Source organism: Streptomyces sp. NBC_00038 (assembly GCF_026343635.1).
Classification (GTDB): domain Bacteria; phylum Actinomycetota; class Actinomycetes; order Streptomycetales; family Streptomycetaceae; genus Streptomyces.
This window is the reverse complement of record NZ_JAPELQ010000001.1, coordinates 9,245,870-9,268,062: the sequence shown is the minus strand read 5'-3', so window position 1 is coordinate 9,268,062 and position 22,193 is coordinate 9,245,870. Positions and strand designations below refer to the sequence as shown.

At 69.2% G+C, this 22,193-nt stretch carries 17 protein-coding genes; 12 read left to right on the top strand and 5 right to left on the bottom strand.

Annotation, left to right across the window (positions count from 1 at the left end; translation table 11 throughout):
* Positions 1-70: 70 nt before the first annotated feature.
* Positions 71-2,158 carry an MDR family MFS transporter gene (locus OG219_RS41510; RefSeq protein ID WP_266835654.1) on the top strand — a complete coding sequence of 696 codons (2,088 nt, stop codon included), beginning with the start codon at positions 71-73 and terminating at the stop codon, positions 2,156-2,158.
* A 21-nt stretch (positions 2,159-2,179) separates the two neighbouring features.
* Here the strand turns inward: OG219_RS41510 and OG219_RS41505 are convergent, their stop codons facing one another.
* The 3 genes from OG219_RS41505 to OG219_RS41495 all read right to left on the bottom strand — a co-directional run bounded on the left by OG219_RS41505 (position 2,180) and on the right by OG219_RS41495 (position 4,540).
* Positions 2,180-2,926: a cobalt-precorrin-6A reductase gene (locus OG219_RS41505; RefSeq protein ID WP_266835652.1), complete on the bottom strand. Its 747-nt coding sequence runs from the start codon at positions 2,924-2,926 to the stop codon at positions 2,180-2,182.
* A gap of 96 nt (positions 2,927-3,022) precedes the next feature.
* Complete coding sequence (locus OG219_RS41500) at positions 3,023-3,796, bottom strand: sulfite exporter TauE/SafE family protein (RefSeq protein ID WP_266835650.1); 774 nt, start codon at positions 3,794-3,796, stop codon at positions 3,023-3,025.
* 171 nt (positions 3,797-3,967) lie between these two features.
* A complete protein-coding gene (locus OG219_RS41495; RefSeq protein ID WP_266835648.1) occupies positions 3,968-4,540 on the bottom strand; it encodes a MarR family winged helix-turn-helix transcriptional regulator in 573 nt (190 codons plus the stop codon).
* A gap of 218 nt (positions 4,541-4,758) precedes the next feature.
* On the opposite strand from OG219_RS41495, the gene OG219_RS41490 reads away from it, so the two are divergent.
* The 7 genes from OG219_RS41490 to OG219_RS41460 all read left to right on the top strand — a co-directional run bounded on the left by OG219_RS41490 (position 4,759) and on the right by OG219_RS41460 (position 15,722).
* Entirely contained in the window at positions 4,759-5,310 is a 552-nt protein-coding gene (locus OG219_RS41490) for a YceI family protein (protein WP_266835646.1), read from the top strand.
* Between the two features lie 597 nt (positions 5,311-5,907).
* A complete protein-coding gene (locus tag OG219_RS41485) occupies positions 5,908-6,972 on the top strand; it encodes a LacI family DNA-binding transcriptional regulator (protein ID WP_266835644.1) in 1,065 nt (354 codons plus the stop codon).
* Positions 6,973-7,276: 304 nt separating this feature from the next.
* Entirely contained in the window at positions 7,277-8,608 is a 1,332-nt protein-coding gene (locus tag OG219_RS41480) for an ABC transporter substrate-binding protein (RefSeq protein WP_266835642.1), read from the top strand.
* A 4-nt stretch (positions 8,609-8,612) separates the two neighbouring features.
* The gene (locus tag OG219_RS41475) at positions 8,613-9,545 is read left to right on the top strand and encodes a sugar ABC transporter permease (RefSeq protein WP_323183332.1); all 933 of its coding nucleotides are present in this window, start codon (positions 8,613-8,615) and stop codon (positions 9,543-9,545) included.
* Complete coding sequence (locus OG219_RS41470; RefSeq protein ID WP_266835640.1) at positions 9,542-10,468, top strand: carbohydrate ABC transporter permease; 927 nt, start codon at positions 9,542-9,544, stop codon at positions 10,466-10,468. Before OG219_RS41475 ends, OG219_RS41470 begins: the two co-directional genes overlap by 4 nt.
* A gap of 64 nt (positions 10,469-10,532) precedes the next feature.
* Positions 10,533-15,068: a Tat pathway signal protein gene (locus OG219_RS41465; protein WP_266835638.1), complete on the top strand. Its 4,536-nt coding sequence runs from the start codon at positions 10,533-10,535 to the stop codon at positions 15,066-15,068.
* 117 nt (positions 15,069-15,185) lie between these two features.
* Positions 15,186-15,722, top strand: a complete 537-nt coding sequence (locus OG219_RS41460) for an NUDIX hydrolase family protein (protein WP_266835636.1) — start codon at positions 15,186-15,188, stop codon at positions 15,720-15,722.
* Positions 15,723-15,745: 23 nt separating this feature from the next.
* Here the strand turns inward: OG219_RS41460 and OG219_RS41455 are convergent, their stop codons facing one another.
* The gene (locus OG219_RS41455) at positions 15,746-16,843 is read right to left on the bottom strand and encodes a PP2C family protein-serine/threonine phosphatase (protein ID WP_266835634.1); all 1,098 of its coding nucleotides are present in this window, start codon (positions 16,841-16,843) and stop codon (positions 15,746-15,748) included.
* Positions 16,844-17,058: 215 nt separating this feature from the next.
* On the bottom strand, positions 17,059-17,982 hold the full coding sequence (gene nac / locus OG219_RS41450; protein ID WP_266835633.1) for a nitrogen assimilation transcriptional regulator NAC: 924 nt from the start codon (positions 17,980-17,982) through the stop codon (positions 17,059-17,061).
* A 290-nt stretch (positions 17,983-18,272) separates the two neighbouring features.
* Here nac and OG219_RS41445 point away from each other — a divergent pair, with 290 nt between their 5' ends.
* The 4 genes from OG219_RS41445 to OG219_RS41430 are packed head-to-tail and all read left to right on the top strand — an operon-like array spanning position 18,273 to position 22,158.
* A complete protein-coding gene (locus OG219_RS41445) occupies positions 18,273-19,043 on the top strand; it encodes a LamB/YcsF family protein (RefSeq protein ID WP_266835631.1) in 771 nt (256 codons plus the stop codon).
* Between the two features lies 1 nt (position 19,044).
* Positions 19,045-19,836 carry an allophanate hydrolase subunit 1 gene (locus OG219_RS41440; protein WP_266835629.1) on the top strand — a complete coding sequence of 264 codons (792 nt, stop codon included), beginning with the start codon at positions 19,045-19,047 and terminating at the stop codon, positions 19,834-19,836.
* Positions 19,829-20,848 (top strand): biotin-dependent carboxyltransferase family protein, encoded by a 1,020-nt coding sequence (locus OG219_RS41435; RefSeq protein ID WP_266835627.1) that lies wholly within the window; start codon positions 19,829-19,831, stop codon positions 20,846-20,848. The genes OG219_RS41440 and OG219_RS41435 overlap by 8 nt, the downstream gene beginning before the upstream one ends.
* Complete coding sequence (locus tag OG219_RS41430; protein WP_266835625.1) at positions 20,845-22,158, top strand: MFS transporter; 1,314 nt, start codon at positions 20,845-20,847, stop codon at positions 22,156-22,158. Before OG219_RS41435 ends, OG219_RS41430 begins: the two co-directional genes overlap by 4 nt.
* Positions 22,159-22,193: the final 35 nt, after the last annotated feature.

Below are 22,193 nucleotides of genomic sequence, written 5' to 3'. Positions count from 1 at the left end.
GGGCGGGGCCTGTACGCCGGGCGGGTCGTCCCGCATGCACATGGCGTCCTGCGGTGTGAAAGTGACGAATGTGACGACCACCGAGGAATCCGTGCCGCCCGCCGCACAGGCGTCCGCACCGCCGGTGCTGGACAAGCGGCGCCGCAATGTCGTCTTCGTGACGATCATGCTGGGCATGCTCCTCGCGGCCCTGGACCAGACGATCGTGGGCACCGCCCTGCCGACGATCGTGTCGGATCTCGGCGGCGCGGCGCACATGTCGTGGGTGGTGACGGCGTACCTGCTGGCGGAGACCGTCGCCACGGTGCTGGTCGGTAAGTTCGGTGATCTGTTCGGCCGCAAGGTGGTCTTCCAGGCCTCGGCGATCATCTTCATCACCGGTTCGTTCCTGTGCGGCCTCTCGCCGAACATGACGATGCTGATCCTCTGGCGGGCGGTGCAGGGCATCGGCGCGGGCGGCCTGATGGTCACCGCCATGGCCCTGATCGCGGACGTCATCCCGCTTCGGGAGCGCGGCAAGTACCAGGGGGCGATCGGTGCCGTCTTCGGCGTCGCCACCGTCATCGGACCTCTGCTCGGCGGCCTGTTCACGGACCACCTGACCTGGCGCTGGGCCTTCTACGTCAACGTGCCCATCGCGATCGTCGTCGTCATCGCCGCGGCCCGCACCATCCCCGTCGTGAAGTCTGCGGTCCGTCCCGTCATCGACTATCTGGGCATCGCGTTCGTCGCGATCGGCGCCAGCGCCCTGATCCTGGCGACGAGTTGGGGCGGCAACGAGTACGCCTGGGGTTCGGGCATGATCATCGGCCTGTTCGTGGGCGGCGTGATCTCGCTCGGCCTGTTCTGCTGGGTCGAGACCCGCGCGGCCCAACCGACCCTGCCGATGCGCCTGTTCGCCAACCCCGTCTTCACGGTGTGCTCGATCCTCAGTTTCATCGTGGGCTTCGCGATGCTCGGCGCGATGACGTTCCTGCCGACCTATCTGCAGTACGTCGACGGCGACTCCGCCACGGTCTCCGGTATCCGCACCCTGCCCATGGTCATCGGCCTGCTCATCGCCTCGGTGTTCAGCGGCAACGTGGTCAGCAAGACCGGGCAGTACCGGATCTTCCCGATCGTCGGCTCCTTGGTGATGGGCGTCGGCCTCTTTCTGCTCTCCCTGATGGGACCGGACACCAGCGCCTGGCTGGCGTCGCTGTACATGTTCGTGCTCGGCACCGGGATCGGACTGTGCATGCAGGTGCTGACGATCGCCGTCCAGAACACCGTGGCCTACACCGACCTCGGCACCGCGACCTCCGGCGTCACCTTCTTCCGTACGCTGGGCAGTTCGTTCGGCACAGCCGTCTTCGGCACGATCTACACCAACACGCTGAAGACGAACCTCGCCGACGGGGTCGGCGAGGCCACCCGGACCGGTGCGGCGGATCCGGCCGCGATCGCCCAGGCCTCGCAGAGCCCGGAAGGACTGCACGAACTGCCGTCGGCCGCGGCCGAGCCCATCATCACGGCGTACGCCGACACACTCCAGACCGTCTTCCTCTGGACGGTCCCGGTCGCGGTCCTCGGCTTCATCGTGGCCCTGTTCCTCAAGCAGGTGCAGCTGCGCGACAGTGCGCGGATGGGCTCGACCGACATGGGAGAGGGCTTCGCGTCCCCGTCCACCGCGGATTCGCAGCGGGTCCTGGAAGCCTCCGTCGGGAAGATCATCGGCAGTACTCAGCTGGACACCGCGCGCCGCATCATCGCGGAGTCGGACACCCGCCTCGACATTGCCGGGGCATGGGCAGTGATGCAGGTGGAGCTGTTCACCCGGATGGTCGGCCATGCCAGTCTCGGGCTGATCGCCGCCCGGCGCCGGCTGCCCCCGGAGGTCCTGGTCCCGGTCTTCGACCGCATGGTCCAGGAGGGCTACCTCGCCCGCGACGGCTCACTCTTCTCGCACACCGCGGCGGGCGAGCGGGAGGCGCAGGTCCTCGGCAAGGCGTGGGGCTCCTGGCTCGCCCAGCGCGTGGAGCAGGACATCGGCCGCCCGTCCGGCGACGACCTGCGTGTCGCCGTCGACTCCATCGCCAAGCGTCTTCTGGTCGAGGACCTGACCACCGGCCTGCCGGCCACCCGGAATCCGGAGCCGGCCGAAAGTAGGTCGAGCTGACGGTCCAGGCACACCCGCCCGTCAGAGCGGGCCGAGGTCCAGCCCGGCCAGAGCCGACGCCACGTCCGGGACCGGGCTCACACCCTCCGGAAGAGGCGGGCGGCGTACGACGACCACGGGAAGCCCGAGTTCACGGGCGGCCACGAGCTTCGCCGCCGTCGCCGCTCCCCCGCTGTCCTTGGTCACCAGGACGTCGATGCGGTGCTCGCGCAGCAGCGTCCTCTCGCCGTCCACCGTGAACGGACCGCGCGCAAGGAGCACCTCGACGTCCCCGGGCAGCGGCGGCTCGGGCGCCTCCACCGACCGTACGAGAAAGTGGAGTCCGGGCAGCTCCGCGAAGGCCGCGAGGCCCAGGCGGCCCGTGGTGAGGAAGACGCGGCGGCCCAACTCCGGGAGCAGCGCGGCGGCTTCGGCGAGGGACGCCGCCGAATGCCACAGGTCACCGGGGCCCGGACGCCAGCCGGGGCGGCGCAGCACCACGGCCGGAATTTCCGTCACGGCCGCCGCGAGCGCGGCGTTCACCGTGATGCCCGCCGCGAACGGGTGCGTCGCGTCCACAACGGCGTCCACGCGATGCTCGCGCAGCCACCGCGCCAGCCCGTCCACCCCGCCGAATCCGCCGATCCGCACGTCCCCTTCGAGCGCACCCGGCCGGGACACGCGCCCCGCAAGCGACGTGGTCACCCGCACACCGGGACGGGCAGCCAGCCGGGCGGCGAGTTCTCGCGCCTCGGTGGTGCCGCCGAGGACCAGGACGTGGGGGGACATGGCGTCGAGCGTACGGGGGGTGAGGAAGGGGTTGGGGACAGGGTTGGGGAAGGGGTTCGCGGGGCCGGGTCCGGTGGTGCCACGGGTCGAAGCGGGTCAGCGCAGCAGGAGCTGCACTCCACCCACCACCGTCGCCGCGATCACCAGCTGTTCGAAGAGCCTCTGGTTGATCCGGTTCACGGCCCATTTACCGAGGACGGCACCCGGCAGGACGAAGGCGGCAAGCGCCGCGTCCAGCAGCAGCGAGTTCCCGTCGATCAGGCCGAGGCCGACGCTGAACGGCACCTTCGACACATTGACGATCAGGAAGAAGAAGGCGGACGTCCCGAGGAAACCGAGCTTCCGGAAGCCCGCCGACAGCAGGTACATGGACATCACGGGACCGCCGGCGTTGGCGACCATCGTGGTGAAGCCGCCGAGCACGCCGTAGGAGCGGGCCTGGACCCGTCCCCTGCGTGTCGCCACGGAGTCGGGTTCCTCGTTCTTGTCGGCGGTCCGTCTGCGCCACAGCGTGACCGCGGCCATCAGCAGCAGGATCGCGCCGATCGAGGTCCGCACCACACCGTCGTCGGCCCACACCAGGAACAGCGTGCCGAGGACGACTCCCGCGGCGACCGCCGGGAACAGCCTCCACAGCGTGGGCCAGTGGGCGTGGCGCCGATAGGTGAGCACCGCGAGCACGTCCCCGACGATGAGGATGGGCAGCAGCACCCCCGTCGAGGCGCGGGCGGGCAGCACCGCGGCGAAGATCGCCAGGCTGACCGTGTTGGCCCCACTGACGGCGGTCTTCGAGAAGCCGACGAGCAGAGCCGCGGCGGCGAGAGCGGCGAACTCCCATACAGATATGTGCCAGAGCGTCATCGTGTTCATGCGGGAACCGATGCTATGCCCACGTATCTCTTCCGCGTAAGGACCGTCTCGCCCATTGGCCCCTGGGGCGCCGTCGGACCGCACAGTGGATGCGGCGCCGCCCTCATCAGCTCTTCGTGAGGCGTGTACGCGCCGGCCGACTCACAGGACCGTACGCCGCGACTTCCGGCGTCAGGGGCTCCCCGCCGCCGCACCCCCGGGGCACGAATCGCCGCCCACGAGTCCCAACGTGGCGAAAGCGGCCGCGAACGACGCGAAGCCCTCCTCCCCCAGCGGTTCCACGACGCGGCGGCGCACCGAGTCCGCGAACGCCCTGGCCGTGACCGTGGCGGTCTCGCGGCCCTGCGGCGTCAACGCCGCGTACGTCACCCTGCGGTCCGAGCTCGACGGCCGGCGTTCGACGAGGCCGGCTTCGGCCAGCCGGTCGACCACTCCGGTCGTGCCCGCGGTGGAGAAACCCAGTGTCTGGGCGAGCAGCCGCATCGGGGCCGCCTGCTCCGGAGTGGTGGCCAGGAAGCAGAGCACTTCGAGCAACGACGGAGGCAGTCCGACCTCGCGCTGCGCGTCGCCGAGGAGCTGGTCCGTGAGCTCCCGGAATCCGGTCGCCAGAGAGTTCCAGCGCTGGAGCAGCTCAGCCTCCTCGGTACTGGGGCACCCGTCCGCGGCCGCGGTTGCGGCCGCGCTGGGGCACTCGGCCGCAGCAGCCCACTCGACCCGCCCCGCTGTCTGCTGGGACTCCCCCATGCACTGGCTCCCGTCGCCCGGTTCCACATCCTGACCCTCTTGTCGAGAATACCCCGGCCAGCTATTATCTCGCTAACTACCTAATAGCTGGCAACATATTGATTCTTCAAGCGGCCAGTTCGCTCAGCAGCATGCGTTCCGGCGCACGGGCCGCCGCCGATCTCCCACGGATCACCGTCGACTCCCCCCAGAGACGCTCACGAAAGGCACGACCGATCATGTCCAACACCACCTCGAACTCCCGCTCCTCCGGTTCACTCACGGACGTCGGCCCGGGCCGCTGGACGCTCGATCCGGCCGGTACGTCGGTCCGCATCCAGAACAGGACGATCTGGGGCCTCGTCAACGTCAAGGGCGTCTTCACCAAGGTGAGCGGCGAGGGCGAGGTACTCGCCGGGGGCGGTGCGCACGGCAGCATCACGATCGACGCCGCTTCCCTGGACACCAAGAACGCCAAGCGCGACAAGCACCTGCGCTCCGCGGACCTCTTCGACGTGGACAAGCACCCCACGCTCGTCTTCACCGCCACCGATGTCACCCCGGTCGGCAACGGCACCGCCCAGGTCACCGGCGAGCTGACCGTGCTCGGCGTGAGCCGCGCGCTCTCCTTCATCGCGGAAGCCTCCGAGGTCTCGGCGGACGCCGTCACCCTCACCGCCGAAGTCCCGGTGGACCGCAAGGAGTTCGGCATGACCTGGAACCAGGCCAACATGCTCAAGCCCCTGACGCTCGTCACGATAGCCGTGCGCTTCACCCGCCGGTCCGCCTGACGCGGCCCACCCGAACCCCGGGGACACCACCGAGAGCGGAGTGTGGAGACCCGGACCGCACCCGACCCGTGGGGACGGGGCCAGGGCGCGGAAACCAGGCCCCGGCGGCGGTCTTCCGACACCCTTCGGAAGACCGCCGCCGGGGCCTTCGTCGTGCGAGGACGGGGCAGGGCAGGAATCCGTGCGGTACTCGTCACCCTCCTCCGCGATGGCGACCTGGAACCGCTCACCGAACCCAAAAGGCAACCGGTCACTGTAGAGCGATCAGCAAATTCCACCTCTCTCGCCGCACAACCTCCTGACCACAGGCCCACTTTGATGAGCCCGGCCATTGACCCTCCCATCGAACGGCGCCTAGCGTAGAGAACGGTTGCTAACGACATCCGTCGGCTGCAGTCACCGTCCCGCCGACTGCCGTCCCACGAGAGCCGCCTTCCGAACCAGGCCGACCACACAGAACTGGAACGCGCCGCACGACCCCGGCCAGGGCACTGCTGCCGGTCATCCCGCCTGAGCCGGTCTCGGCCGTACTCCCGCAGGTGGCACGCCGTTAAGGTGAGCGTCTACGCAGGTGCGCGGGGTGGAGGGAAGTAAACGGTGGACAAGAACGCGGCGGCCTCACCCCACGGCGATGCCTCGACGGTCAGGGATGTCGCCGCGCGGGCCGGAGTGTCGGCGTCCACGGTCTCCCGAGTGCTCGGCGGCACCTACCCGGTGGCCAAGGCGACCCGTGCCAGGGTCCTCAAGGCCATGCGCGAGCTCGACTATGTGGTCAACGCACACGCCCGGGCCCTGGGCGGCTCCACCAACAAGACCGTGGCGTTCGTCGTCGACGACGTCACCGGGCCGTTCTACGCCTATATCGCCCGAGGCGTGGAGGAGCAGGCGTCCGCCGAGAGCAGGCTCTGCATGCTGTGCACCACGCACGGCGATCCGCAGCGCGTTCTCGCCGTCGTCGAGACGATGCGCGAGCAGCGCGCCGACGCCGTGATCGTGGTGGGCGGCGCATGGGACGACAAGGCCTACCAGGACCGCATGACACACTTCGCGCACGCGCTGGACCGGGCGGGCTCACGGCTCGTACTCGTCGGACGGCCACCGCTCGGCCCGGGTGTGCCCGCCACCGTCGTGGACTACGACAACGAGGGCGGCGCCTTCGCCATGACGACCCATCTGCTGAGCTCCGGCCACCGGCGGGTCGCCTATCTGGGGCGGGTGCCGGGTCTGTCCACCAGCAGCCAGCGCATCAGCGGCTTCGCCCGCGCGCACGAGATGCTCGGTCTCGAACTCGACCCGAAGCTGATCGTGGACGGCATCTTCACCCGTAGCTTCGGCTATCGGGGAATGCGTGAACTCCTCGCGTCCGGCCTGGAGTTCAGCGCTGTCTTCGCGGGCACCGACATGGTCGCCGCGGGGGCCCTCCAGGCGCTGCGCGAGGCCGGCGTGCGGGTGCCCGACGACATCGCGCTGGCGGGCTACGACGACATCCCGACCGCCATCGACGTGTGTCCGACACTGACCACGGTCCACGTACCCTCCGAGGAACTCGGCCGCACCGCGGTCCGGTTGGCGCTGCACCGCGAGGAGTTCCCGGATCGGCAGCACCAGGTGCTCGGCACGCATGTCGTCATACGGGAGTCGACCCGGCGGCCCGTCCGCTGACCCCACGTACATCCCACCCGGGGTGTCTCCCGCGCGAGCGCGTGGGGGGCACCCCTTTCCGCTGTTCACAAGCACCCTTCTAGAAAACGGTTCCTAGCCGGCAGAGCGCCGGTTGCCGATTCCGCTTGTTCGAAATGCCGTGCATACAGGGGGCATTCGCTGCGAACAGAAGATTTCCGCGTACGACGTCTTGTCCGACGGGGGGCGCGGCTCTAGCTTCCGTAGAGACCGATTTCTATGTGCCGCTCAGGCGGGTCCGGGAAGCGGATCGCCGCCCCATGCCCGAAATCCGAGGAGGACCCTCATGAACCGCAAGCAGGGCAGAGTGGCCGCTGCGACCGCAGTGGCGCTCTCCGTCGTTCTGGCCGGCTGCGGCAGCGGTGGTGACGACACGGGCGCCGAGGACAAGGGGCCGGTCACCATCGAGATGTGGGGCTGGCGGGAGAACAGGGTCGTCGACCCCATCGTCAAGAAGTTCAACGCGACCCACGACGACATCAAGCTGAAGTTCGTGAAGCAGGCCGACAACACCAGCGCGGCTGCCAACCTGCGCAACGCCGTCGCGGCCGGCAAGGGTGTGCCGTGCCTGGTGCAGAACTGGGACGCCGAGGCACCCAGCGTCGCCGCCGAAGGGCTGGCCGCGGACGTCACGGAGTACATCGAGCCGTACGTCGAGAAGGGGGTCTTCAACGAGTCGGCGCTCGCGTCGGCCCAGGTGAACGGGAAGTACTACGGCATACCCAGCGGCGCCGAGCCGTCCTTCATGATCGTGAACAAGGCGGTCTACGACAGGTACGGCGTCGCGGTCCCCAAGACCTGGGACGAGGTCATCACCGCCGGCAAGGAGCTGAAGAAGCACGGCGTCTACATCATGAACATGGCCGGAGAGGACCCGTCCACGCTGGTCGGTCTGGTCCAGCAGGCCGGCGGCACCTGGTACAAGATCAACGGCGACAGCTGGCAGGTCGACTTCCTGTCCCCCGAGTCGCTGAAGGCCGCCGACGTCATCCAGCGGCTGGTCGACAACGACCTGGTGGCGAACCAGACGTACATGGACAAGCCCGCGCTGATCAACTACTTCGACTCGGGCAAGATGGTCTCCCTGATGACCCAGGTCTGGCAGCTGGGCTCCCTCGAGATCGACTACAAGAAGTCGCTGGGCGACTGGCAGCCGATCGATCTGCCGCAGTTCTCCGACGCGACGCAGTTCGCGACGATGGCGCACGGCAAGCCCGAGTTCGTCCCCAAGGGCTGCGCACACCTCAAGGAAGCGGTGGAGGCGGGGGTCTGGAAGTCGACCACCAAGGCCGGCATCGACGCCTCGTACGACTCCAAGACCAAGTCGTACCCGTGGCCGGGCACCATCGCCGACCCGTCGCCGTGGATCGACTCGTCCGTGCCCGACAAGCTCTTCGGCCCGCGCAAGTCCGAGGCCAAGGCTGTGATCCAGAAGGCCGTCGAGGGCGGTCAGGACACCTGGGTGGTCGGCCCGAACTACACCGGTGTCTTCGCCGAACTCCAGGACCAGTGGGCCAAGGTCGCCGCCAAGAAGATCACCATGCGTGAAGCCCTTGAGCACATGCAGGAGTTCACCGTCGACGACCTGAAGTCGAAGAACATCAACGTCGAAGGCTGATCACGTGTCCACCGCCGCCAAGCAGCCGTCCCGTGCCCCGCACCTCCGCTGGAAGAGGGTCATGGCGCTCAAGGGTGCCTCCTTCACCCTCCCCTTCTTCCTCGGGTTCGCGCTCTTCACCGTGACCCCTCTGTTCATGGCCCTCAAGGAGAGCCTGTACAGAGCGAAGAGCTCAGGTCTCGGCTTCGGTGAGAAGACCGTCGAGTTCGTCGGCTTCGACAACTTCGCCGAAGGCCTCGGTGACGCCAAGTTCTGGGGCGGCATGGGCCGGGTCGCCCTCTTCGCGGCGATCTGCATCCCGCTGATCCAGGTGGCGAGCGTCGGCCTGGCGCTACTGCTCGACGCGGCCTCGCAGCGCCTCGCCGACCGCTTCCGGCTCCCGCTGCTCGTCCCGTTCATGGTCCCGGGCATCGTCGCCACCCTGATCTGGATCTACCTCTACAGCCCGGACGTCGGTCCGCTCACCCCGTTCTTCGCCCTGTTCGGGATCGACGCCGACTTCTACAGCGGCTCGCTGATCTGGATCTCCATCGGCAACCTCATGGCCTGGAGCAGCATCGGCTTCAACATGCTGATCGTGTACGCCGCCCTGCGCGCCGTACCACCCGAGATCTACGACAGCGCGCGCATCGACGGCGCCTCGGAATGGCGTATCGCCTGGTCCATCAAGGTGCCGCTGGTCCGCCGCTCCCTGGTGCTCACCACGGTGCTCAGCATCATCGGCACCCTGCAGATCTTCAGCGACCCGATGCTGTTCCGGTCGATGACCCCGGAGACCGTCACCCGCGACTTCACCCCGATCATGGCGATCTACGACTGGGCCTTCGCGCAGGGCGAGTTCAACTACGCGGCCGCCCTGTCGATCATCCTCGCCGTGGTCGTCGGCACCGCCTCCGCCATCTTCTACCGGCTCACGAACAAGGCGCCCACCTCATGACCGTAACCATGGACAGGCAGACCGGGCCGGCCGCCGGCAGCAGGCCCCCGCGGGCGAGCCGACGCACGGAACCGGGCCGGGTCCGCCAGACGACTCGCACCAAGACGCTGGTCATCACCGGCCTGGTGCTCTTCTCCCTCTACTCGCTGCTCCCGGTCTGGTGGCTGATCGTCTCCGCGACCAAGAGCCGCGGCGACCTGTACACCACCAACGGCCTGTGGTTCACCGACATGAACGTCGGGGAGAACCTCCGGCAGCTCTTCACCTATCAGGACGGCATCTTCCTGAGGTGGATGTGGAACACCCTGTTCTACGGCTTCGTCGGCACCGCGGGCATGACCCTGATCTGTGTGGCCTGCGGATACGGGCTCGCGATGTACGAGTTCCGGGGCAAGGGCTTCCTGATGGGCTGCATCATCGGCTCGTTCCTGGTGCCGGGGGCGCTGCTCACCATCCCGTCGTTCCTGCTCTACACCGACCTGAACCTGATCGACACCCCGTCGGCGATCATCGTGCCGAGCTTCTTCAACGCCTTCTCCGTCTATCTCGCCAAGGTGTACGCGGAAGGCGCCATCCCGCCCGAACTCCTGGAGGCGGCCCGCATCGACGGCGCCGGCGAGTACCGCATCTTCTTCCGGATCGGTGCCCGGCTGATGTCCACCGGAGCGGCGACCATCTTCCTGCTCGGCTTCGTCGGCTCCTGGAACTCCTTCTTCGGACCCCTGGTCTTCCTGCGCAGCACCGAGAAGTGGACGGTCATGCTCGGCCTGTACTCCTGGCTGAAGGTGAAGACCGACAGTTCGTACGACCTCACCGGCATGGTCGTCGTCGGCTCGATCGTCTCCCTGATCCCGATGGTGATCCTCCTGATCTCCATGCAGCGCTACTGGCGCTCCGGCGTCACGCTCGGCAGCTTGAAGTAGCCCCGGCCCGGCCAACCCCCCACCCCCTCACGTCCATTCACCCTGCTCGAAAGGGCTCTTCGTCATGCCCAAGCCAGGTCTCAGCCGTCGTCACTTCGTCCAGATCGCCGGTGCCGGAACCGCCGCCGTCACCGCGAGCGGCTGGCTCTGGCAGCAGGCGCCCGCCGCCCACGCCGCCGAGTCGGCGGCGACCAGACAGGCCGGACTGCTCGACAGACTCGTCCTCGGCGACGAGGACTCCGAGGCCGGCCACGGTTTCACCAGCGACGGCAGCGAAGTCGTCACGGGCGGGAACAAGGTCAAGGCCAGGGTCGCCGTACCGCTCTCCCCGATCGGCGTGAGACTGGGCGAGCTGCGGTTCACCATGAAGACCGACCCGCAGGCGCAGAACTACCTCACGGTGAAGCTCTGGGGCTCGGACCCCGGCTCGTACATCACCCTGGCCTACATCAACGGCGAGCAGATCGGCTACCGCCGGACCTTCGACTACGGGCCGGTCGCACTCGGCCTGGCCAAGCCCGTCCCGGAGCGCTTCTACTACTCCACCGTGATGCTGCCGCTGGAGATGACCACCGGCCGGGACCAGGTGGAGATCACCTTCCGTGCCTACGAGGGCAGTTACACCGGCAAGGCCACCCAGAAGTCCCGCGGCTACTACAGCGTCTACACCCACACCGCCGCCCAACTGGACCTCTCCGGTGAGGACCTGCCCAGCTACTCCCCGCCGGCCGCCACCCCGGACGACATCGGCGACGCGGCCAAACAGGCGATGATCGACGGCTTCCGCGCCTCCCAGGTCACCCTCTTCGACAACCACTCCGCCACGATGGACAGTTCGGACTCCGCCAAGCTCTCGATCGTCCGCTATGTCGACGACCTGCGCTTCTACGCCAATGTCCTGACGACCGACTGGTGCCCGGCCAGGACGGCCGAGGAGAAGAAGAAGGCCCTGCTTCGTCTCTTCAAGGCCATCGACAACCACGTCAAGGACTACTACGGCAACACCAGGCTGCTGTTGCGCGGCGGCCACCAGGGCGACTGGGGCGGCTACTACGGGGCGCTGGGCGAGGCGCTGTACATCGTGGAGAACGTCATCTCCGACGCGGACATCTACGGAGCCGAGGCCTTCACGGCCCTGTTGGACGAGGAGTTCACCACCGGCACCTCGGAGGGCGAAACCTCCCTGAAGGACGTCGACTTCGACGGCGGGACCCTGACCCGACGGGCCGCCTGGGGCCGCTGTCTCAAGGCCAACTTCGACTTCGCCCGCGCGCGACTCTCGTACATCTACAACCAGGTGCTCTTCACCTACGAGGGTGCCTGGGAAGCCCACGAGGGCCTGCGTGTCATCGGCTCGGAGTTCTACGAGGGCAGGAAGCGCAGCCACGCGATCCTCGGCGAGACGCTCGGCACGGTGCCGTGGCTCGGCGAGGAGGTCCTGGTCGGCCCGGACGGCGAGGATCTGGACCTGTTCCACTCGCTCTTCTACCACGACACCACGGCGCGCTTCACCGACGACTTCGTCCGGATCGTGGGCAAGGGCCTGGCCAGGAGCAAGCTCGACGCGAACGGCGAGGTCGTACGGCGGCTGCCCTACGGCCGGCACTACACCGGCATCACCGCCGCCGGTCTCACCCGCGAGAACACCTACGTCGGCAACTACGGCGAGGAGGCCTCCCGCTTCCTGGGCGAGTACTACTTCAAGACCTTCGGCCACGCGGGCGACGAGGACCTCAACGACGACATCCTCAAGCTCACCCTGCGCAACTCGCACGCCCGCGGCCACACCCGGTACCCGGCGGCCGACGACAGCAACGAGCACCGCCTGATGCGTACCGAGGGCTTCATCGACGAACGCAACGTGTACGTCCCCGGTATCCCGGCCTACTGCACCCGCATCAACGCCGGGCAGTCGCTCTACCTCGCAGGCGTCGAGGCGCACATGAAGGCCAACGCCGAGCGGTACGCGGGCCCCGGCTGGGACGTCTACTTGGAGTACGCGGCCGAGGCGGTCGGCTTCGCCCAGCAACAGCTGGTGGACCACCAGTACTTCAACCAGTTCAACCTCACCACCAGCAACAACAAGGCGGACCTGCGCCTGGCGGAGACCTGGGCCTACCTGGCCGAGCGGGGCCCGGCCGGCAAGGTCCTGCCGCAGACGAACTTCGCCTCCTACACCGCCGCGGAGATCTCCGAACTCGGTGTGGACCAGGCCGACTACGAGCAGTTCGCCTGGGTCGACGTCGACAACATGTTCGTCTCGATGCGCGACGGGGACCTGCGTGCCTTCGGCTCGCTCTTCGCCCAGAACCGCGGGGTGGCCGGCAGCGGCAAACTCCACGTGATCACCCCGACGTACGAGCACGTGGTGCAGCTGCGCACCAACGGCCTGTTCCAGTACCGCGACTACTGGGCGCGCACCGACAACATCGACGCCGACTTCATGGAGGACATCAACACCGGCGACAACTGGGCCCCGCAGGCGCTGGCCGGGGAGATCTGCCCGATCGCGTACCAGCCGGGGGTCGGCACCGTCCGCCGCGAGAACTTCGAGGCGGACACCCCGTACTCCGGCTACACCGACTTCCTCACCGCCCGCTACGGCCATTACCTCTTCGGGATCAACACCACACGCAAGGTGTACGGCAACAAGCGGACCCACCAACTCGCCGTCCCCCGGGGCCATTCCGGCTCCACCGTCCTCGACCTGGTCTCCGGGAAGCGGCTGCCGGTCAGCGGCGGAAAGGTGACGGTCCCGCCGTTCACCGCCGTGGTGCTGAAGCTGCCCGAGGGCGCGAGCGAGGTGCTGCTGCCGTCCGTCGTGCGGTACGCGGCGGCGCTGCCCGGCGACACGTACATCGGGGTCACCTGGACCACGACCGCGGGCGCCACCTCGTACACCGTCAGGCGGGCCACCCGCGAGGACGGTGAGTACGAGACCGTCGCCGAGGGGGTCACGGGCCTCTACTGGCGCGACGGCAAGGTCAAGCAGGGGCGCCGGTACTTCTACACGGTCACCGCCGTGAACGAGGCGGGCAGCGGCTGGGCGTCCTGGCGGGCCGAGGCGGAGCTGTCCGGGCCGGTGTCGGGGGGCCTGACCGGCTCCGGGTGGCGCGACGACCGGCTCGGTTCGCAGCGGAGCGGCAGGACGTCGGTCAGCGGGGCGCGTATCACGGTCGCGGGCGGTGACGGCGAGGGGCTGGGCAAGGGCGACGACTACATGGTCGCCACCCGCGACATCGAGGACTCCCTCCTCTTCGTCAGCCGGGTGCTCGCCGGCACCGGCACGGTCACCGCCCGCATCGACGACCACCAGGGCCCGCTGACCGGGCTGATGCTGCGCGACAAGCTCGACGCCGACACCCGGTACGTCTACTTCGGCGCCGACTCCGACGGAAAGCTCGTCCTCGCCAACCGCGACCGCGACAGCCGCCACGACTGGCAGGACCAGGTGCGCTCCCCGCGCGACGCGGGGATCTCCGGCTTCACCGCCTCCAACTACCCCTGGCTACGGCTGATCCGGGACTACGAGACCCACCAGATCCTCGCCTTCGCCTCGCCCGACGGCACTTCATGGACGTACACCGGGTCGATGCTCACGCCCCTCCCGCACGCCGTGCACGCGGGTGTCGCCGCCTCCGGCGACGCGGTTCTCGCCACGGTCCGGGTGCGGGACACGGCTTCCGGTGCGCTGCTTCCGTACGTGGCGGGGCGCGAGGCGGACCAGGCCGTCATCGCCTGGAACAAGCCCGAGGACGCGACCGGTTTCACCCTCTACCGCACGTCGGACGCGGACACGTCCGCCACCAACCCCCTGCAGAACGCGGCGGGTTGGGACACAGTCAGCGCCGACACCCGCGACCGGCGCTGGACGGAGAAGGAACTGCGCCACGGCAAGCGGTGGTTCAAGGTCGCCGCCTCTCTCGCGAGCGGCGGCAGCACGGTCGGTGAGGACGCGGCGGTCGCCGTCGCCGAGACCCTCGCCCAGCTCCTCGTCCGTGCGGGGAGGACCGACTCCGCCGATTGGACGAAGAAGAGCTACGCGGCCTTCACCGCCGAGGTCGAGCGGATCGAGAACGCGAGCGAGGAGCCGGGAGCGGACCAGGACGCCTTGATCGACGAGGTGTACGCCGCGTACGACCTGCTGTTGTCGAAGGACACCCTGCTGGTGAAGTTCGGGGTCACGGCGACGATGGTGGAGGCCTCCACCGTCCAGTGGCCCGGCACCGGCACCAAGGCCGCCAACGGCTGGCGGGCCTTCGACGGCGATGTCGCCACCAGCCCCGACACGCTCGCCGCCGAGAGCTGGATCGACATCGACCCGGGCGACGCCGGGCCCGTCACCATCGACAGGATCCGCTTCCGCCCGCGCGGTACCCACCTCTCCCGGGCCAACGGCACGGTCTTCCGCGGCTCCGACGACGACGGCGCCACCTGGACGGATCTGCACACCATCAGTGGCGTGAGCGCGGACCAGTGGTACGAGGTGAAGCTCGCCGAGCGGGCCTCGCACCGGAGGATCCGCGTGTACGACAACCACGACGGCAGGGCCAATCTGTCCGAAATCGAGTTCTGGTACCACCTGCCCGACGAGTCGTGACCATGATCCGTAGACGCCGTTCCGGGGCCGGGAAGTGGTGCGGGTCACGGTCTACTTGGAGGGCCTGACCTGGAGCGGCGCGCGCCAAGGGGGTGCCATGGAAAGTACGATCAACGAATGGCTGACACGACCGAAACCACGCCCGGCTGGCTGAGTCCCGACGACCTCGAGCTGGCGCGCGCACGCATGCCGATCCTTTACGTCGAGGCCGTGCCGGTGCGCGTCGACGACAACGGCGAAGTGACCAGCATCGGACTGCTCCTGCGGATCGGGTCGGAGGGGACGGTCAGCCGTGCCCTCGTCTCCGGCCGGGTACTGCACCACGAGAGGGTCCGGGACGCGCTCATGCGCCACCTGGAGAAGGACCTGGGTCCGGTGGCGCTGCCCCGTGTCCCGGCCTCCCCGCAGCCCTTCACCGTCGCCGAGTACTTCCCGACGCAGGGGACCACGCCCTTCCACGACCCCCGCCAGCACGCGGTGTCCCTCGCCTACATCGTCCCGGTGGCCGGCGACTGCCGCCCCCGCCAGGACGCTCTCGACCTGGTCTGGTTCAGCCCGCAGGAGGCCTCCTCGCCCGTGGTCCAGAACGAGATGCAGGGCGGGCAGGGGGTCCTCCTCAAGCAGGCCCTCGCGCACGTGGGCTGCCTGTCCTGAACGAGGGGGTGTGCAGGCTGCGCTCAGGGCGCCGCTCTGTGCACCGCAAGCAACGCCTGGTCGTCCTGCGGGCGGCCGCCGCAGTGCCGGCGTACGTCCGCGGCGAGCACATGCAGCAGCCGCTCGGCGATGCCACCGTGGTGGCGGGCCGTGAAACCGTGCGGGAACAGGTGCGGCAGCCGGGCGACCGGGTCGTAGAAGCGCCCGTGCCGGTCGCGGGCCTCGGTGAGACCGTCGGTGAAGCACAACAGGGTCGCTCCCGCGGGTAGGCGGAAGGACTCCACCGGCGACTCCCAGACGCCGAGTGCGGTCATGCCCAGCGGCGGGGCTTCTTCCGACGGGGGCAGGGCGAGGACCGTGGCGTCCGCGGAGAGCAGCAGCGGCGCGGGGTGTCCGCGGTTGATCACGCGCACCGTTTCCCCGTCCGGGTCGAACTCGACGACGAGGGCCGTGGTGAACCCCTCCTCCTCTTCCAGACCGCCGCGCACCTCCGCCTCACGCAGCAGCGCGGCCTCCAGCATGCCCAGCAGTTCCGGCAGATCGCGGGCATGGTCCGCGGCGTACCGGAAGGCCCAGACATCGGCGCACGCCGCGCGCACCGCGTCCAGGCCCTTGCCCCGTACGTCGCCGATGAGGACCCGCGTCCCGAAGGCCGAGTGCCGTACGGCGTACAGGTCGCCTCCGATCAGCCCTTCCTCCTCGGCCGGCTCGTACCGGGCGGCGATCCGCAGGTCACCGATGCGGGGCGGCGGAGTGGGCAGTACCGCCTGCTGTACGACGGCGGAGATCCGGCGTACCCGACGCAGGCCGTCCTCCCTGCGCGCGAGCATGCGGTTGATGCCGACGGCGAGCACGGTGACACCCGCGAGGGTGAGCTGGTTCGCCAGCCCGTGATGCCAGCCGAACGTGTGATCGATGGCTGCGAGGAACGCGTGCACGATCATGGCCGTGACTCCCACCGCCACGATGCCCGGCGGGCTCATCACCGTCGCGGCGGCGACCGGCGCGGCAACGGTGAGCGGAGCCGTGGTCACATCCGTCGGCGTGGCCAGGTCTCCCACGACGGCCAGCACGAGGATGCCCCAGGGGAGGATCGCCCAGGCGCCTCGATGCCGGTCCACATGCCCACCTTGTCCGGGCGGGGGGAGATCCGCATCCCGGACCGGGCGGCGGGGCGATCCGCTCTCCGCCCTTGGCAGCGCATCCGCAGACGGGTGGAATCCCCCGAGATTCGGACGGGCGGGACCAATTCCCGAAAGCGCTCCTGGGTGATACGGGTAGCTACCCCATATCCATTCCGCATGACGTCATCGGCGGCGGATATGTCGCACCACGCTTATTTGTGGCGGAGCTCGTCCCCGTCGAAGTCGCGGATCAGTTCGTGAAAGAGGTCGTGCACCGCGAGGGCGGGTTCCGACAGGGGCTGGTGGTCGGATGTGCAGAGGGAGAGCTTGACCTCGATGGCGGGGTCGGTGATCCGTCGTACGACCAACTTCCGTACGTCGAGGATGGCTTGGGCCGCCGACCACGGGAGCACCGTCGCGCCGAGGCCGGCGCCGATGGCGCTGGTCAGGGTGAGGACGGACTCGATCTCGCCGACGACTTTCGGTTCGAGTGAGGCGTGCCGGAAGGCGGCGTCGACGACCTGGCGGATGGTGTGGATGCGGCTGGGCAGCAGGAGGCCCACATCGGCGAGTTCCGTGATGGAGACCTCGTCGCCCGGGAGGGCGGGCGCGGCCGTGCCGGGCGCGCCGATCAGGTAGAGGTCCTCGGTGCGCATGGGCTCGAACTGGACGCCTCGCAGGGGCCCTGCGCCGTAGATGAAGGCCATGTCCATGCGGCCGGTCATGATGGCCTCGCTGATCACGCCGCCGAAGTTCTCGTTGATGTGCAGCAGGATGTCGGGGTAGCGCTCGCGCACGGCGCGCAGCAGGGGCAGGGCGAGCGCGGCGCCGGTGCTGTACGGGGCGAGGCCGACGGAGACGCTTCCGGCGGGGGCGCGGCCCGACACGTCGACCGCGGCCTGGGCGAGTTCGAGCTGGCGCAGGATCAGCTGGGCGTGCCGGTAGAGGGCGCGGCCCGCCTCGGTCGGTGCGACACCGCGCTTGCTGCGGATCAGCAGCTGCTGTTTGAACTGGGTCTCCAGTGTGGAGACCTGCTGGCTCAGCGCGGGCTGCGCGATGTGCAGGATGTCGGCGGCGCGGGTGATGCTCCCGGCGTCGACGATCTTCACGAACGAGTACAGACGCCTTGTGTCCATCGGCGGCCTCCAGCCCAGCAGCCTGAGAAGGGGCTCATCGTACGGGCCGGGTGCCGGACGCGGTGTCATACCGGGGGCCTATCACGTCACACCCAACGTGTATTTGATGCGCCAACACCCCGGTATTACGGTCACCGAAACGCTTAATTCCCGGACGGCGGCGAACGCCCGAAGAAAATGTAACGGCCGAGTTAATCACGTTACGAATTCTTTTCCGGGGGCCCGCGCGAAGAGGCGCGACGACGCGTGAAAACACGTAATCGGGCACATTCCTGTTTCCGGAGGACGACATGGCACTCAGGGTCGATCTCGTGGCCGACCTCGGTGAGGGGTTCGGCGCATACACGATGGGCGACGACGAGGCGCTCCTCGATGTCCTCACCTCGGCCAACATCGCCTGCGGCTTCCACGCGGGCGACCCCCGGATCATGGACGCCACCGTCCGGCACTGCGTGGAGCGCGGGGTCGCGGTCGGCGCCCACCCCAGCTTCCCCGACCTGGTCGGCTTCGGCCGCCGCGCGATGGACCTGTCGCCGGACGAGGTCCGCACCGACGTCCTCTATCAGGTGGGCGCGCTCCAGGCGTTCGCCGCCGCGCACGGCACCCGCGTAGGGCATGTGGCACCGCACGGCCGCCTCGGCAACCTGGTCGCGACCCGCGCCGACTACGCGCACGCGGTGGCCGAAGCGGTGGCCTCGCTCGATCCCACGCTGATCGTGCTGGCGCAGGACGGCGCTCTCGCCGATGCCGCCCGCGCCCGTGGTCTGCGGGTCGGCATCGTCGGGATCGCCGACCGGGCCTACCGGGACGACGGCACGCTGGTGCCCAGGAGCGAGCCGGGCGCGGTCATCCACGACGAGCACGAGATCGCCGAGCGCACCGTACGGATGGTGACCGAAGGGGTGATCCGCGGCGTCGGCGGCCGGGACATCCCGGTCGCGTGCGACACCGTCCTCCTGCACGGCGACACCCCCGGGGCCATCTCGCTCGCCCACCTCATACGCAAGGAACTCCTCGCGGCGGGCGTGACCATCGCCCCGCTGAACGGCAGGGGTGCCTGACGTGGGCGGCGAAATCCTGATCGCGGACTGCGGGGACTCGGCCGTGGTGGTCAAGGCCGAGGGCTCGAACGCCTGGGAGACCGTGCACGCGCTGGCCGACGCGATCGAGGCGGCCCGGCTCGACGGGGTGTACGGGATCGTGCCGACGTACGACTCGCTGCTCGTCGAGTTCGACTGCGCGGACACCGATCACGACACGGTCCGCGACGCGTTGACGCACGAGATCGGGCGGCTCGCGGAGGGTCCGGTACGACGGCTCCCGGCCCGGCGGTTCGTGGTTCCGGTGGTGTACGGGGGTGAGTACGGGCCCGATCTCCCCGTGGTGGCCGAGCAGTTGGGGCTGACCGAGCAGGACGTCGTCCGGCTGCACTCGGGTGCGGATCTGACGGTCCGCTGCCTGGGAGCGCCGGTGGGGGCGCCGATGACGGACGGCCCCGCCTTCCCGGGGCCGGTCCCCCGGCTGGCCTCGCCCCGTACCAGCGTGCCGCCCGGTTCGGTCGCCGTCGCCGGCCGGCAGGCCGTGATCTGCCCGATGCGGTCCCCCGGCGGCTGGCCACTCCTCGGCCGCACCCCGCTCCGCGTCCTGGACCTCGACTCCGAGCCGCTGACCCCCTACCGGCCCGGTGACACCTTCCGGTTCGTGCCGATCGCTCCCGAGCAGTGGGACGAGTACGACGGCCTCGCGCTGGCGGCCGCCACGTGTGACGCGCACAACGACCCAGCGCTGACGGCTGCCACGTGTGACGCGCACAACGGCCTCTCCCTCGCGCCTGCGACGGTGGCCCATGGCTGACACCCTCGCCATCCACCGCGCCGGTCTCACAGCGGTCCAGGATCTCGGCCGGCCGGGCCGCTCCCGGTTCGGGCTTCCGGTCAACGGCGCCCTCGACCAGTACTCCGCCCGCGTCGCCAACGTCCTCACCGGCAACGCCGAGAACGCGCCGCTGCTGGAGATCACCGCGCTCGACTTCAGCTGCACGCCCTCGGCCGATGTACTCATCGCGGTGACCGGGGCTCCCGCCGACCTCACCGTGGACGATGTACGACGCCCGCAGTGGGAGCCCACGATCGTCCGGTCCGGCGAGACCATCCGGATCACCGGGATCCGGCGGGGCATACGGGTCTATCTCGCGGTGTACGGATCGGTGAACGCGCCCTCCCTGCTGGGCAGTTGCGCCCCGGACACGATCCTCGGCTTCGGCCGGCAGCTGCGCGACGGCGACGAGATCGCCGTGCACGTCCCCTGCCCGCCCCTCGATCACCCGGTGTTCCGCATCCCGCTCTTCCAACTGCACGCCCCCGTACCGCGGTTCGGTGAGGCGTGCACGGTCGATGTCACCGACGGCCCGGAGCTGGCGGAGTTCGGCGCGAGCGCCGGGCGGCTCTTCGACTCACGGTTCACCGTGACCCCGCAGAGCAACCACATCGGTCTGCGGATGAGCGGCGACGTGCCGCGCCGGGTGACGAGCGGCGAGGTGCTCTCCCGTGGCGTGCCCGTGGGAGCGGTCGAAGTGCCCGCGGGCGACGAGCTCCTTGTTCTGCACCGCGGCCGGGGTGTCACCGCCGGCTACCCCGTGCTCGCGGTGGTGACCTCCACGGGCCTGTCCTCACTGGGGCAGGCCCGGCCCGGCCAGACCGTCCGCTTCCGGCGCCGGACGGTCACCGAAGCGGTGGGCGCCCACCGCGCCCAGCGCCACAGCATCGACGCCCTCCGCACCCGCGTCCGCACGGTGTTCGACGCCCTCCACATCCCCGTCCCCGTCCCGCAGCTCAGCCACCTCGTCCAGCAAAGGAGTCAGTCATGAGTACCCTGGCCGCCGCTCAGCCAGTGCCCAACACGGTCGACCCCACAACAGCGCGCAAAGTCACCCTCGCCGGCTGCGTCGGTATCTTCGCCGAGCTCTACGACAACGGCATCTTCGGCTTCATGGCGGGCACCCTGGCCGCCGTCTTCTTCCCCGGGTCGGAGAACGCCGTCCAGCTCGTCTTCCTGGGATACGCGGTCTCGTTCTTCTTCCGGCCGCTCGGCGGGGTGATCTGCGGCCACCTCGGCGACCGCATCGGACGCCAGCGCATGCTGGTCTTCGTCATCATGCTGATCAGCGTCGCGACGGCCGCGATCGGCCTGCTGCCGACGTACGCGAGCATCGGCATCGCCGCGCCCGCGCTCCTCATCCTGCTGCGAGTCCTCCAGGGTTTCTCCGTCGGCGGCGAGGCATCCGGCGCGATGAGCTTCCTCGCCGAGCACGCCCCCGAGGGCAGGCGCGGCCGCTACACCAGCTACGCGCAGATCGCCTCCTTCCTCTCCCTGCTCACCGGAACGCTGATCGCCGCCGCACTGACCAGCGGTCTCGGCACCGAGCGCATGGAGTCCTGGGGCTGGCGGATCCCGTTCCTGCTGGCGATCCCGCTGGGCGTCACCGGGATCTACATCCGCAAGCGGATCAGCGACACCCCCAACTTCATCCGCCTGCAAGAAGAGGGCGGCCTGTCGAAGAACCCGCTGAAGGAAGCGTTCACGTCCCCGGAACACCGTCGCGCGATGCTGCTCGCCCTGTTCATCCCGCTGATGAACGGCTCCGGCTACTACGTGCTGTTCGGCTACATGCCCACCTTCATGAGCACCGAGCTGGACTTCAGCAAGGTGCAGGGCCTGCTCGTCACCGCGACCAGCCTCGTCGCCATCTGTCTCGCGATCCCGTACATGGGCTCGCTGTCCGACCGGATCGGCCGCAAGAAGGTCCTGGCGGGCGCCGCCGTCGCCATGGCCGTCGCCGGAGTCCCCTGTTACCTGCTGATCGGCACGGGCAGTGTGCCGCTCGCCGTCCTCGGGGCCTGTCTGATGGCGGTCATCTTCGCCGGCCACACGGGCGTCATCCACATCCTGCTCGTCGAGCTCTTCCCGACCCGGGTCCGCTACTCCGCCTACGGCCTGGGCTACAACGTCTCCGCCGCCCTCTTCGGCGGCACCGCCCCGCTGCTGATGACGTACCTCATCGACCGCACCGGCAACACCAACATGCCCGCCTTCTACGCCGTCCTCACCGCCCTCGGCACACTCCTCGCCGTGTCCCGGGTGAAGGACAGGGCCCACCTTCCGCTGCGCGACGCATAGCCACGCGCCCGGCAGTCACTACGGCACCCGCACCC